The 12,986-nt window shown below is 65.1% G+C and carries 15 protein-coding genes; 4 read left to right on the top strand and 11 right to left on the bottom strand.

Going from position 1 to position 12,986, the window contains the following annotated elements; genetic code table 11:
- Nucleotides 1–6 precede the first annotated feature (6 nt).
- The gene (gene mutS, locus D6201_RS10460; RefSeq protein ID WP_120048729.1) at nucleotides 7–2,625 is read left to right on the top strand and encodes a DNA mismatch repair protein MutS; all 2,619 of its coding nucleotides are present in this window, start codon (nucleotides 7–9) and stop codon (nucleotides 2,623–2,625) included.
- A gap of 44 nt (nucleotides 2,626–2,669) precedes the next feature.
- Nucleotides 2,670–3,083 (top strand): YidH family protein, encoded by a 414-nt coding sequence (locus D6201_RS10455; RefSeq protein ID WP_120048728.1) that lies wholly within the window; start codon nucleotides 2,670–2,672, stop codon nucleotides 3,081–3,083.
- On the opposite strand, the gene D6201_RS10450 is transcribed toward D6201_RS10455, so the two are convergent.
- From D6201_RS10450 to gluQRS, 4 genes are read right to left on the bottom strand one after another with little or no spacing between them, the layout of a single operon-like run.
- Nucleotides 3,080–3,421 carry a hypothetical protein gene (locus D6201_RS10450; RefSeq protein WP_120048727.1) on the bottom strand — a complete coding sequence of 114 codons (342 nt, stop codon included), beginning with the start codon at nucleotides 3,419–3,421 and terminating at the stop codon, nucleotides 3,080–3,082. The genes D6201_RS10455 and D6201_RS10450 overlap by 4 nt on opposite strands.
- A 54-nt stretch (nucleotides 3,422–3,475) precedes the next feature.
- Complete coding sequence (locus tag D6201_RS10445; protein ID WP_120048726.1) at nucleotides 3,476–4,042, bottom strand: cob(I)yrinic acid a,c-diamide adenosyltransferase; 567 nt, start codon at nucleotides 4,040–4,042, stop codon at nucleotides 3,476–3,478.
- Nucleotides 4,042–4,269 carry a hypothetical protein gene (locus tag D6201_RS10440; RefSeq protein WP_120048725.1) on the bottom strand — a complete coding sequence of 76 codons (228 nt, stop codon included), beginning with the start codon at nucleotides 4,267–4,269 and terminating at the stop codon, nucleotides 4,042–4,044. The genes D6201_RS10445 and D6201_RS10440 overlap by 1 nt, the downstream gene beginning before the upstream one ends.
- A complete protein-coding gene (gene gluQRS, locus D6201_RS10435) occupies nucleotides 4,266–5,123 on the bottom strand; it encodes a tRNA glutamyl-Q(34) synthetase GluQRS (RefSeq protein ID WP_120048724.1) in 858 nt (285 codons plus the stop codon). Before gluQRS ends, D6201_RS10440 begins: the two co-directional genes overlap by 4 nt.
- A gap of 122 nt (nucleotides 5,124–5,245) precedes the next feature.
- On the opposite strand from gluQRS, the gene D6201_RS10430 reads away from it, so the two are divergent.
- Entirely contained in the window at nucleotides 5,246–5,854 is a 609-nt protein-coding gene (locus D6201_RS10430) for an HNH endonuclease (RefSeq protein WP_120048723.1), read from the top strand.
- Between the two features lie 423 nt (nucleotides 5,855–6,277).
- On the opposite strand, the gene kynU is transcribed toward D6201_RS10430, so the two are convergent.
- The 6 genes from kynU to dksA all read right to left on the bottom strand — a co-directional run bounded on the left by kynU (nucleotide 6,278) and on the right by dksA (nucleotide 11,248).
- Nucleotides 6,278–7,495: a kynureninase gene (kynU, locus tag D6201_RS10425; RefSeq protein ID WP_120049357.1), complete on the bottom strand. Its 1,218-nt coding sequence runs from the start codon at nucleotides 7,493–7,495 to the stop codon at nucleotides 6,278–6,280.
- Nucleotides 7,496–7,500: 5 nt separating this feature from the next.
- A complete protein-coding gene (locus D6201_RS10420) occupies nucleotides 7,501–8,295 on the bottom strand; it encodes a tryptophan 2,3-dioxygenase (RefSeq protein WP_120048722.1) in 795 nt (264 codons plus the stop codon).
- 20 nt (nucleotides 8,296–8,315) lie between these two features.
- Nucleotides 8,316–8,792, bottom strand: a complete 477-nt coding sequence (locus D6201_RS10415; protein WP_120048721.1) for a DUF4112 domain-containing protein — start codon at nucleotides 8,790–8,792, stop codon at nucleotides 8,316–8,318.
- 6 nt (nucleotides 8,793–8,798) lie between these two features.
- Entirely contained in the window at nucleotides 8,799–10,241 is a 1,443-nt protein-coding gene (locus D6201_RS10410) for an ABC transporter substrate-binding protein (RefSeq protein ID WP_120048720.1), read from the bottom strand.
- Between the two features lie 49 nt (nucleotides 10,242–10,290).
- Nucleotides 10,291–10,662 carry a PilZ domain-containing protein gene (locus D6201_RS10405; RefSeq protein ID WP_422664721.1) on the bottom strand — a complete coding sequence of 124 codons (372 nt, stop codon included), beginning with the start codon at nucleotides 10,660–10,662 and terminating at the stop codon, nucleotides 10,291–10,293.
- Between the two features lie 127 nt (nucleotides 10,663–10,789).
- On the bottom strand, nucleotides 10,790–11,248 hold the full coding sequence (dksA, locus tag D6201_RS10400) for an RNA polymerase-binding protein DksA (protein ID WP_120048719.1): 459 nt from the start codon (nucleotides 11,246–11,248) through the stop codon (nucleotides 10,790–10,792).
- 117 nt (nucleotides 11,249–11,365) lie between these two features.
- Between dksA and D6201_RS10395 the strand changes: the two genes are divergently transcribed.
- The gene (locus D6201_RS10395) at nucleotides 11,366–11,842 is read left to right on the top strand and encodes an SEL1-like repeat protein (protein WP_422664722.1); all 477 of its coding nucleotides are present in this window, start codon (nucleotides 11,366–11,368) and stop codon (nucleotides 11,840–11,842) included.
- Here the strand turns inward: D6201_RS10395 and D6201_RS10390 are convergent.
- The gene (locus D6201_RS10390; protein WP_120048718.1) at nucleotides 11,839–12,978 is read right to left on the bottom strand and encodes a GNAT family N-acetyltransferase; all 1,140 of its coding nucleotides are present in this window, start codon (nucleotides 12,976–12,978) and stop codon (nucleotides 11,839–11,841) included. The two genes, D6201_RS10395 and D6201_RS10390, sit on opposite strands and share 4 nt — an antisense overlap.
- Nucleotides 12,979–12,986: the final 8 nt, after the last annotated feature.

Below are 12,986 nucleotides of genomic sequence, written 5' to 3'. Positions count from 1 at the left end.
AAGGCAATGGCTGGCTCCGCAACTCCGATGATGAGGCAATATCTCGACCTCAAGGCCGAGGCCGGAGAGAGCCTGCTGTTCTATCGCATGGGCGATTTCTTCGAGCTGTTTTTCGATGACGCGAAGCGCGCCGCGAACGTGCTCGACATTGCCCTCACTACGCGCGGCGAACATAACGGTGCGCCGGTGCCGATGTGCGGCGTGCCAGTGCATTCGGCGGAAGGCTATCTCGCGCGGTTGATCAAGGCCGGGTGCCAAGTCGCGATTGCCGAACAGGTGGAAACGCCGGAGGAGGCGAAGGCCCGAGCCAAGCGCGAGGGGACGCCAACGTCGAAAGCGCTGGTCGCCCGCGATATCGTACGCTTAGTCACCGCAGGCACGCTGACCGAGGAAGCGCTGCTCGAACCGCGCCGGGCGAACATGCTGGCGGCGGTGTGCGAAATGCGCGGGAGCTGCGGCGTGGCCGCCTGCGATATCTCGACCGGCGCGATGGTGCTAGAGGAATGCCCGCCCGAGCGAGTGGGTGCGGTGCTGGCGCGGGTCGGCGCACGCGAAATCGTCGCCCCGGAGGACTGGAGCACGCCACCGCTCGGTGCCGTGCCAAGGCCGCGCGGCGACTTCGGCAGCGATGCGGGCGAAGCGCGGCTTAAGAAAGTGCATGGTGTCGCAACGCTCGATGGCTTCGGCCAGTTTTCACGCGCCATGCTGGCGGCGGCGGGCGGGCTAATAGCCTATCTCGACCACGTCGGGCGTGGATCGCTGCCACTGCTGCTTCCGCCGGTGGTCCGCACGAGCGGCGGCCATATGGCGATGGACGAGGCGACGCGCGCCAGCCTCGAAATCCTCTCCAGCCAGCAGGGAGGCCGCGCCCATTCGCTGATCGATGCGGTCGATCGCTGTTCGACCGGCGCCGGTGGCAGATTGCTGGCAGAGGATCTGTCATCGCCGCTCGCCGACGGCACGGCCATCGCCGAACGGTTGCAGGTCGTGGAGCGACTGCACCAAGACCCGATCCTGCGCGCCGACCTTCGCGATATGCTGCGCGCAGTGCCTGATATCGGCCGCGCTCTGGGCAGGCTGGGAGCGGATAGGGGCTCCCCGCGCGATCTCGGGCAGATCCGCGACGGGCTGCTGGAGGCGCGGCGCATCCATGACCTGCTCAAGAGCCAGTCGGATCGTCCTACGCTTCTGGAACGGCTGCTTCCCGCCGTTACCGGCCATGCCCAACTGACCGACCTGCTTTCCCGCGCGCTCGTACCTGCCCCGCCTACGGAGCGGGCGAATGGCGGTTTCATCGCTGGCGGCTACGACCACGCGCTTGACGAGTTGCGAGAAGTCTCCGGCAATGCCCGGCGCGCCATCGCGGCAATGGAAGCGCGCTATCGCGAGGAAACGGAAACGCCCTCGCTCAAGATCAAGCACAATGGGGTGCTCGGCTATTTCATCGAAGTGCCGAGCAAGCACGCCGACAAGCTGATGGCAGCCGAAAGCGGCTTCACCCACCGACAGACGATGGCGAATGCGGTGCGGTTCAATTCGCTGACTTTACACGAAGAGGCGGGTCGAATCGCGGAGGCAGGTGGCCGCGCTTTGGCCGCTGAGGAAGCGCATTTCGAAGAATTGGTGAGCAAGGTTGCGGACCGCCGCGAGGCCATCGCCGCAACCGCCGCCGCACTGGCCCGGCTGGACGTATCGGCAAGCCATGCGGAACGCGCTTCGGAGGGCGTATGGTGTCGGCCAGAAATTATCGACGATGCCTGTATCGATATCACGGCAGGCCGCCACCCCGTGGTCGAAGCGGCGCTGGCAAACGGGAAAGAACGCTTCGTCGCGAACGATTGCGCTCTGGGCAAGGACGATCGGGTCTGGCTCGTCGGCGGTCCGAATATGGGTGGCAAGTCCACCTTCCTGCGCCAGAACGCGCTGATCGTGCTGCTGGCGCAGGCGGGCAGCTTCGTCCCGGCCGAAGCCGCGCGGATCGGCCTGGTGGACCAGCTCTTCAGCCGCGTCGGCGCGTCGGACAATCTCGCGCGCGGGCGATCCACCTTTATGGTCGAGATGGTCGAAACCGCCGCCATCCTCAGCCAGGCTACCGAGCACAGCTTCGTGATCCTGGACGAGGTCGGGCGCGGCACCTCGACCTATGATGGCTTGGCGCTGGCATGGGCAGTCGCCGAAGCGATTCATGAAACGAACCGCTGCCGGTGCCTTTTCGCCACGCACTATCACGAGATGGCGCGGCTGGCCGAGACCTGCGATGCGCTCAGCCTGCACCATGTGCGCGCCAAGGAGTGGAAGGGCGATCTCGTCCTGCTACACGAATTGGCGGAGGGCGGGGCGGATCGCTCCTACGGCCTCGCAGTCGCAAAGCTGGCAGGCGTGCCACCGCCCGTGGTAAGGCGTGCACGTTCGGTGCTCGACAGGCTGGAGAAGGGTCGCGCGGAAACCGGCGGGCTCGCCGCAGGGCTGGGCGAGTTACCGCTCTTCGCTGCCGCCGCAGAGGCGGAGGGGGAGCAATGCGACGCGCTGCGCGAACGCCTCCAGGCACTCGACATCGATGCGCTTGCTCCGAGGGAAGCACTGGACCTGCTGTATGAGCTGAAGCGCGAAGCCGGCGAAGATTAACGCGCGGCGATTGCGTTTATGCCTCGGGCCGCTAGCATCGCCTCATGGCGGACCACGACATCCATGAAGAGCAGGACAAGAGTACCAAATGGGCCGAGAACCGGACCAACTGGGCCGAAGACCGCACCATCATGGCCCTTGAGCGTACCTTTGCGGGCTGGATGCGCACCGCTTTCGCCGCCATCGCGATCGGCATCGGCTTTCGCGCGCTATTCGGTGAGTTCGACCCGCCTTGGCTTGCGCGCGTAATCGCAACGATGTTCATCGCGCTGGCCGTTATCTTCGCCATCAGCGCGGAGCGCCGCGCCTGCAAGGCGTTCGAGAGGCTGTCATCTCACGCGGTGGACTCGCCAAAGTTGCCCAATATCAGGCTGGTGGCCTGGTCCATAGCGGCGGGCGCGGCCCTTCTTATCATCGCGCTCTGGGTGCTCGACGACAGCTCTCTCGCGAAAGTCTAGGTCCCGTCACCGCGTAAGCCGTCCGGCTTCTTGTCCTTGCCGTATTTGTCGACATTGTCGTCATGGTTCGGCTCACCTTCGTAAGCCCCCATGTCGATCCGGCCCGAGCTTTCCATGTCGCGCATGTGGTCGATCGTGTCCTGCGTCGAATCGTTCATCAGCCCGGACTCGTTGTCGCTCTTTTCGCTTTCGGTCGGGCTGCCGGTCTGCGGCGTCAGCTTTCGCGCTTGCTCCGACACTTCCTGCGCCTGCATGCGGTGGTCGTCCTGCTCATCGTTGTGCGTTTCGGGGGCGAGGCTCGCCTGACGGGCTTCCTGGCTTTCTGGCTTGTCGGTCACGGAGTATTCTCCTTTGCCTCCTCAACGGAGAGGCCCCCTTGCCCGTTCCCGCAATCAGCGGTTCGCGCCCGGTGTCCAGAGCACGTCGCCGGCGCCGCCATCGTTCACCGCGCGGCAGAGCACGAACAGGTAATCGGAAAGGCGATTGATGAAGGCCGCAGCTGCCGGATTGACCGGCTCCTGCGCTGCCAGCGCCGATACCGCCCGCTCGGCCCGCCGCACGGACGTGCGGGCAAGGTGCAGCCGCGCCGCCGCTTCGCTGCCGCCGGGCAGGATGAAGCTGGTCAGTGGCTCCAGATCGGCATTCACCGCATCGATGCGCTGTTCCAGCCAATCGACCTGCGCAGGCACGATGCGCAGCACCATGTCCGAAGGCTCGAAGTCCTCGCCCGGCGTGGCGAGATCGGCGCCGAGATCGAACAGGTCGTTCTGCAAGCGCACACAGTCGTCGCGAGGCGCACCCTTCAGGCTCTGCACTGCCAGCCCGAGCGCAGCATTCGCCTCGTCCACCGCGCCCACCGCTTCCATGCGGGCTGCGTGCTTGGGCAGACGCGATCCGTCGACGAGGCCGGTGGTCCCGTCATCCCCCGTGCGCGTGTAAATCTTGTTGAGCTTGACCATCAGCTGTTGACGGCGAGCAACACCGCCACGACCACGATCGCCAGCGCCTGATACTTGATGCGATCGAACATCGCCTTGTTCTGGCGCGCCATCAGCTCCTGCGAATTCGCGCCGCCCTGTTCGAGGTCGATCTTGGTCGTCTGGAGGAAGGCGATGATGCCGCGCACCAGCGAAACGACCACCATGACGGCCAGCAGGACAATGACGATGACGAGGAATGTGTTCATGTTCCACCATGTGGGAAGCGCGAGAGCGTGATGCCACACGGCATTTGGCCCATGCGCAATGTGTCGGCAAGTTCGCGCCCGTCTTCGCCGCTTTCGCGCCTGCCTGCAAGCCCGTAGCCGAGCTCACCCGAGCCGCGTGTCTTCGCGAGCTTCCTGCCGCTCGCGTCCAGCAACAGCGTGTGGTGGTGCCAGCGTGGCACCGGCACGCCGAGCAACGCCTGCAGCACGCGGTGGATATGGCTGGCGTGGAACAGGTCCGCCCCGCGCGTCACCAGCGTCACCCCATCCGCCGCATCGTCGAGCGTTGCAGCCAGGTGGTAGCTGGCGGGCGCGTCCTTCCTCACCAGCACGACATCGCCGAACTGGCGCGGATCGGCCATCTGCGCGCCAGCTTCGGCATCGTCCCATTCGAGCCTGCCGACGGCGTCCAGCGCGCGGTCCATGTCCAGCCGCATCGCCGCCGGGCGCTCCGGATCGTAGGCCGCGCCCTTGCATGTTCCGGGATAGACCATGCCCTGCGGCCCGATGCGCGGCTCCAGCGCCTCGATCTCCGCCCGCGTGCAGGTGCAGGGGTAGAGGAAGCCGTCCTCCAGCAATCGCCGAGCCGCCGCGTCGTAGCTGGCGAGCCGCGTGGATTGAGCAGGCACTTCGTCCCATTCCAGCCCCAGCCATTCCAGATCGCGCCTGAATTCGTCGGCCAGCTTTGGGCGGGAGCGCGCGCCGTCTATGTCCTCGATCCTCAGCAGGAAGCGGCCCCCGGCCTCCTTCGCCAGATCGTGTGACACGATGGCGCTGTAGGCGTGGCCGAGATGCAGCGAGCCATTCGGGCTTGGGGCGAAGCGGGTGACGATCATGCCGCCAACGGCCTTGGCAGAAGGGGCCGCGTGAGGACAACCCTGTGGATAGCCTGTCCGTAACAGGGTTGACGGTTTGTCCTGCAATGGCATCTTCCACGGCAAGACGGAGGACACCGAACGTGTTCAAGACCGAATTGATCGAGAGGGCCGCGACCTTCCGCAGCGCGGAGGAGGATCCCACACGGAAGTTGGAAAGCTGCCCGGCGCTGGTGCTCAACGCCGATTACACGCCGCTTTCCTACTATCCGCTCAGCCTGTGGCCGTGGCAGACCGCGATCAAGGCTGTGTTCCTCGAACGGGTCGACATCGTCGCGACCTACGACCGCGCAGTGCACTCGCAGAGCCTCGACATGAAGGTGCCCAGCGTCATCGCGCTGCGCCAGTATGTTAAGCCGAGCCAGTTTCCCGCCTTCACCCGCTTCAACCTGTTCCTGCGCGATCGCTTCGCCTGCCAGTATTGCGGCAGCCAGAAGGACCTGACCTACGACCATGTCATGCCGCGCCGGCTTGGCGGGAAGACGACATGGGAGAACATCGCCACCGCCTGCGCCCCGTGCAACATGAAGAAGGGCGGCCGCACGCCCAAGCAGGCAGGCATGCGCCTGCAATACGAGCCCATCCGCCCGACCAGCTGGCAGCTGCAGCAACACGGCAAGAGCTTCCCGCCCAACTTCCTCCACGAGACTTGGCGGGACTGGCTGTATTGGGACATCGAACTCGAAGAGTGAGCGGTGCCGCTCCTGCAGGGGTGTGACAAGTGTTACAGTGTCCAGGGGCGAAAACCGGCATTTGTGACCTTTTGCGGCGCATGGTGTGACCTTTCGTCCGAAAACCGTCACTTTCGGCGGTGAAAGCGTGACCTTTCGCGGGGTAGGCGTAACCCGTCTGCGCAAAAATGCGTGACCTTCCGGCACCCGAAGTGTCACCCTTTTTCGGGGATCTGTCACCCGGTTGTGCGCGATGATCGACAGGCTCGGCATATCCGCAAGCAAGCATGCCAATACGCCTGTAGGAAAGACAAACCCGCTCCCGTCGAGTCACCCCGGAAAGCGAAGCTGTGCAAAGCACACCTGTTCCGGGGCAGTGCTTTCTTCCTTCGACCGTGCCGAAGGAAGCACCACGCCCGGATCAGGTCCGGGCAGACGAGGATGCTAGGTGACCGCCCCGCGCTCCGCATATTCGGGCTTCTGCCATTCGCCCGTGTCGAGAATGTCGCGTAGTTCGCTCACCAGCCGCGCGCAGTCGGCGTAGCGGACATAGGCGGGGGCGAAGCCTACGCGCAGCACGTCTGGCGCGCGGAAGTCTCCGGTGATCTTGCGGGCGATCAGTGCCTGGCATAATTCGTAGGCGTGCTCGTGCCGCCAGGAAAGCTGGCTGCCGCGGCGCGCCGGATTTTCGGGCGATACGCATTCGAGTTCGGGCACGTGGCGTTCCATGGCCGCACGCGTAAATTCGGAGAGGCTGCGACTCTTCTCGACCAGCGGAGCGATGCCGATGGCTGCCATCAGGTCGACGCCTTCCTCCATCGCGCTCATGCTGAGGATCGGCGCGGTGCCGCAAAGCAGGCGGTCGACGCCCGGCGCGGGGGCATAATCGTCGGTGAAGGCGAAAGGCTGCGCATGGCCCATCCAGCCGCTGAGCGGTTGCCGGAGTGCCTCATGGTGCCGCTCGGCAACATAGGCGAAGGCGGGTGCACCGGGGCCGCCATTCAGATATTTGTAGCCGCAACCGACCGCGAAATCCGCGCCCGCGCCGTTCAGGTCCACCGGCACCGCGCCGGTCGAATGCGACAGGTCCCACAGCACCAGCGCGCCCGCATCGTGCGCCGCCTTCGTCAGAGCCGCCATGTCGAACATTTCGCCGGTCTTGTAATGGACATGGGTGAGCAGCAGCACGGCCACATCCTCGTCCAGCGCTGCCTCGATCTCCCCGCGTTCCGCCAGCCGCTGCTCCGCCAAATCCTGCGATTCCAGCCCTTGGATCATGTAGAGATCGGTTGGGAAATTGCCCGGCTCGCTCAGCACGACCTTTCTGCCGGGCCGCATCGCCAGCGCGGCGCTGACGAGCTTGAAGATGTTCACCGAAACGCTGTCCGCCGCGATTACCTCATAAGGGCGCGCGCCGATCAGCGGGGCGATCTTCGCGCCGATGCGCTGGGGCAGGTGAATCCAGTCGGCGGTGTTCCAGCTGGCGATGAGATCTTCACCCCATTCCTTGTCGACCACTTCGCCAAGTCGGGCGCGGGTTGCCTTGGGCAGCGGGCCGAGCGAATTGCCGTCGAGATAGGCGACGTCATCCGCAATGGCGAACAGGTCGCGGCGCTCGGCGAGCGGATCTTCGGCGTCGAGCTTTGCCGCCCTGTCAATCAGCGCGTTCAAATCTCGGTCCTCACTGCCAGCAGTTCGGGGAAAAAGCCGAGCTTCAGCACGCTTTCAAGATAAGGCACGCCAGCCGTGCCGCCCGTGCCTTTCTTGAAGCCGATGATCCGCTCCACGGTTTTCAGATGGCCGAAGCGCCAGCGCTGGAAATGGTATTCCAGATCGACCAGCTTCTCGGCCAATTCGTAAAGATCCCAGTAGCGGTTCGGATGGCGATAGACCTCGGCCCAGGCCCGCGTCACCGCGTCGACCGGCTCGTGCGGGGCCTGCAAATCGCGCGCGAACAGTTCCTCGGGAATGGCGAAGCCTCGCCGCTGCAGCAGGCGCAGCACTTCGCCGTAAAGGCTCGGCCTGTCGAGTTCGGCGCGCAGCTTCTTCGCTACATCCGGCACCGCCTCATGCATCGTCACATGGTCGGGATTGCGCCCTCCCATGATGAATTCCATCAGCCGGTACTGCGCGCTCTGAAACCCGCTCGACGTGCCGAGATGCGGGCGGATGAGCGAATAGTCGTGCGGCGTCATCGTGCTGAGCACGTCCCAGCTCGAAATCAGCTGGCGCTGCGCCTGCGCCACGCGGGACAGCATCTTGAAAGCGGGCGAAAGGTTATCGGCCACGATCAGCTCGCGCGCCGCCTCCAGCTCGTGCAGGCAGAGCTTGAGCCACAGCTCGCTGGCCTGGTGAACGATGATGAACAGAAACTCGTCATGCGCGTCCGATGCCGGATGCTGCGCCGACAGGATGCGCTCGAGATCGAGATAGCTGGAATAGGTGACGTCGCGAGTGGCCATGGCGTGGCCCTAGCGCGAAATCACTGATCGATCACGCGGCTTTCGGGGTGGTGCTTGTCGAGATGCTTTTTCACGATCCGCAGATTGCGGCTGTTGGAACGGAAAAGGAAGTCGAACACGTCACCCGCCAACGGCACCGCGCCAACTGCGCTGTCGAAGGCGACATTGCCCGCCATGCGCAGAAGCTTCCACTTCGGCATGTTCAGATTGCGCGCTTCCCACACGATATAGGCGCCCAGGCCCATGGCGATGATGTCGCCCACCACGGGGATGAGGCCGATGATCGCGTCGAGGCCCACCGGGCGATTGGTGCCGGGGATGACGAAGCTGCGCTCCAGCACCATTTCCATCGCCTCGATCCGTCGGCGTACCGATTGCGGATCGTTGCCCAGCGGCAGATCGAGGCCGACCGGGTTCGGGCGGATACGCTCGGGCCGGATCGTATCCGCACGCAGCGGATCGGGGTCTATGGGCACGGGTTTGCGGCTGTCGTCCATGCGTCTCTATCTGGGGATTTGCGCCATCGGCGGCAAGGGATGGAAGGCCCAGGGGTTCGGCTCGAACCCGGTCACGCTGCCGCGCACGAGCGACCAGCGCAGCGGCGCGGCGATGGGAATGAAGATATTGCGCTCGGTGAATTCGGCTTCCGCCTGCGCGGTGAGTGCGGCGCGGCGCTCCGGATCGCTTTCGCCGAGCGCCTGGGCGATCAGGGCGTCGGTCTCCCCACTGCAAAGGCCGCGCCGCAATTCGCAATTGAACTGGTCGAGAAACCAGCGGCGTGAGGGATAGCGGGCAATCCTGTCCACCAGCACGAGGTCGGCCGCCGCTGTGCTTTCCGCCCGGCGCAGCGTTACGCCGATGCTGGACCACTGCTGCGCCAGCTCGTCCAGCAGCATGTCCCAGCCCGTGCCTTCCGGAAGGGCAAGCGACAATGCGGGCGCACTGCCGCCGATGCGGGAGCGGGCTTCCGCGCGGCGCAGCTCGATGTCGTCGCCCCAGCGCGGCGCGCTCGCACTGACGCCTGGCACCAAAGCGGGCACGATGCGCGTGGCGGGCGGCCAGCCGCCGATATTGAACCGCCCGATCAGCGCTTCCCGGTCTATCGCCATGGCCAGCGCCTCTCGCGTCACAGCGTCGGCCAGCACGCCGTCCGCGCGCCGGGGTAGCAAGCCGAACAATCCGATCGTCGCATCCACGCGCAACGTGCCGGTGGAAAGCGGCCCGACATCGACCAGCGGCAAGGTGCCGAGATCGCCGCCGAGCACCACTTCGACCGCGCCATCGTCGAACAGTTCGATCGCGGTTTGCGCATCGACCACCACCAGATCGATATCGCGGACCCGCTCGCGCCAATCCTCGCTGGCGGGCAGGCCGCGCTCTTCCGGCGGCTTGAACGCCAGTTGCGCGGCATAGCCCTCTGCGCGCGAGAAGCTCATCGGGCCGGTTCCGCCATCCTCGTACCGCAGGGCGAGTTCCGGCTGGGCGAGCAGCTGCAGGAAATAGGGTTCGGGCGCGGACAGGCGAATTTCGATGACTCGACCGGCCATCGCGCGCACCTCCTCAACCGGCGCCAAATCGCGTCCGAGCGACGTGCCCTCCAGCCGCGCCATGGCCGCCACCAGCGCCGCCCGCGCTGATTGGGCGGAGATGGGCGTGCCGTCCGGCCAGGTCGTGTCGCGCAGGCGGAAAATGTAGCTGAGGCCGTCCTCGGTCGGCAGCCATGTCTCGGCGAGAGCGGGGACAACTTCGCCCTGCGCATTCAGCTCCAGCAGGCCGCTTTCGGTTGCCGCGCGCAGCGTCTGGGCGCTGTCGGAAAGGAGAATGCCGCGGGTGAAGACGGTGTCTTCATTGCCGATCAGCGCGACATCGAGCGCGCCGTCATCGCCCGCGCCGCAACCGGCCAGCATGAGGGCGGCGAGGGCAATCAGATGGCGGGTGCACGGCATAGTCGACGGCGATAGGCCTGCGCCCGGCGCGCTTCAACTGTGCTTCGTATCAGATCTTGCGGGGCGTACCCTTGTCGTGCGCCTTGGCGGGGATCGGGTTGCGGGCGGAGAAGTCCGAATTGCCAGCGACACCCGAAGCACGGGCCAGCTTGGGATCGATCTCATCGACGAATGCGATGCCGAACCGATTGCCCTGAACCCAAGCCACCGACCCTTCGACATCGCCGATATTGCGCAATTCCACGGTGACGAGCGCGCCGCGGGCAACACGGGCATCGCCTTCGGCCATCATGCCGCCGGCGGAGAGATTGCGCACCTTGACGCGCACCGGCTCATCCCGACCGGCGATCCGGACCTGCGCCAGAAGGAACAGGCTGTCCCGGCCGACCTGGCGGGTATCGACATTGTTGATCGGGTCCATTTCCATCCTCAGAAACGTCACTGCGAGCCTTCGTTATCTTGCGCCTTATCGTGCGTGCGGGTTGGCTGGCAAATGGCTAAACAGGCGTTAACGCAGCAGGTGAGCGGCCCACCTGTCCCAAAACGGGTCAGTTATCGCGCGAGATCTTCTCACGCCGTTCATGCGCGGCTTGCGCTTCGACTGTCATCGTGGCGATGGGGCGGGCGATCAGGCGGTTGATACCGATCGGTTCGCCGGTCTTTTCGCACCAGCCATATTCGCCTTCGTCGATGCGGCGCATGGCGGAATCGATCTTGGCGATCAGCTTGCGCTGGCGGTCGCGAGTGCGCAGTTCGATCCCCCAATCGGTTTCGCTCGAGGCGCGATCATTGGGGTCCGGATCGCGGATCGGGCCGTCCTGCAAGCTCTGCAAAGTGCCTTCGGACGCAGCGACGATGGACTTCTTCCATTCGAGCAGCAGCACGCGAAAATAGTTGAGCTGCGCATCCGACATGTATTCGTCCTGATCGGACGGCGTGTAATCGTGCGGAAGCGCGCGCTTCGCCTTGGCGAGGACATCGATATCGTCATGCGTGGCCGTTGCCATCGGTGCTTCGAATCCCTTTCCCCGGGCCTTCCCCGCTCCCGGCCGACTGATGCGGCCGCAAAGGCGTTTTCGGTCGGGCGCGCCTATAGGGTGAGGCTTCCGGAGGCACAAGCGGCAATGTCCCGCCATGCCGGCGCGCCGGTTTCCAACGGCGCAAAAAGCAGGGTTCGCGTTAACCATATATTGACCACGATCCTCAAAACCGGGGTTCATCAGATGCCGGGCAACAGGGGCGCCGGCCGAAAACAGGGGATGAGGATCATGGAACTTGCCAGGATCGAAACGTTCGTGAAGGTCCAGCCTGCCGACATTGGCGGCGCGGACATGTTGGTGGCACGCTGCCTCGCTGCCGCCGCAGATGGGGACATCGACGCCTGCTACGACCTCGGCGTCGCTTACTCGACCGGTAGCCACGGCGTGAACTGCGACATGATCGAGGCGCACAAATGGTTCAATCTGGCCGCCGCGCAAGGCCACGAAGCCGCCAGCTGGTGCCGCGCCGATATCTCGGACGAGATGACCGCGCGCGAGATCAGCGAAGCCCAGCGCCGCGCCCGCGAATGGCTGCGGACAGGGAATGCGCGAGCGGCCTAATCGAACGCTTTGAACGGCATCCGCCGCGCCAGCATTTCGCGGTCCATCGCCACACCGCGGCGTTCGGCTTGGAGGAAACCCTCGACCGCTTCTCTGAACCCTTGGTGCGGGATGTAATGCATGGAGGTGGTCGCCACCGGCTCGTAGCCGCGCGCCATCTTGTGGCCGCCCTGCGCGCCCGCTTCCACCCGTGACAGGCCACGCGCGATCGCTTCGTCGATGGCGCGATAATAACAAAGCTCGAAATGCAGGAAGGGCTTGTCGACGAGGCAGCCCCAATATCGACCGTAAAGCGCATCGCCGCCGATGAAATTGAGCGCACCGGCGATCGGCATATCGTCCTCGAACGCCATCAGCAGCAGCACCTTTTCGCCCATCCGCTCTCCGAACAGGTCGAAAGCCTGGCGCGTCAGATATGGCGTGCCCCATTTGCGCGCGCCGGTGTCCTGATAGAACAGCCAGAAGGCGTCCCAGTGCTCGGGCCGAATGTCGTCGCCGCTCAGCGCGCACACCTCGATACCCTCGACCGCACGGGCCCGCTCCTTGCGCAGATCCTTGCGCCTGCGGGAGGTGAGCGTGGCAAGAAAATCGCTGAAGCTTTCGTAACCGCGATTGGTCCAATGAAACTGGATGTCCTCGCGCCGCATCCAGCCTGCCCCTTCGAACAGCGGCACCTGCTCCGGCTCCACGAATGTCGCGTGCGCGCTCGACCAGCCGTTCTGCGCGACCAGGCTTTCGGCAGAGCGCAGGAGCGGCTCCGCATAGGCGTGCTCCGCCAGCAGCAGGCGCGGGCCGGTGGCGGGGGTGAAGGGCGCGCTGATCTGCAACTTCGGATAGTAGTCGCCGCCCGCGCGGTGCCACGCATCGGCCCAGGCATGATCGAAAACATATTCGCCCTGGCTATGCGATTTGAGATAGCTGGGCATGGCGGCGAGCAGGCGCCCCTCGCCATCGGTGAGCGTCAGCGGCGCGCTTTGCCAGCCCGTACCCGGCCCGACGCTGCCGGACTCCTCGAGGATCGTCAGAAAGTCGTGCGAGACGAACGGATTGCCAGCGCCCGCGAGCGCGTCCCAAGCGTCTTTCGGGATTTCGCCAATGGCGGAGTGTATCTGCGCGGTCAGCTCGCCATCGGCCATGCACGCAA

The organism is Aurantiacibacter aquimixticola (assembly GCF_003605475.1).
GTDB lineage: Bacteria > Pseudomonadota > Alphaproteobacteria > Sphingomonadales > Sphingomonadaceae > Alteraurantiacibacter > Alteraurantiacibacter aquimixticola_B.
The sequence above is the reverse complement of the archived record's forward strand: the minus strand, read 5'-3'. Positions and strand labels throughout refer to the sequence as shown.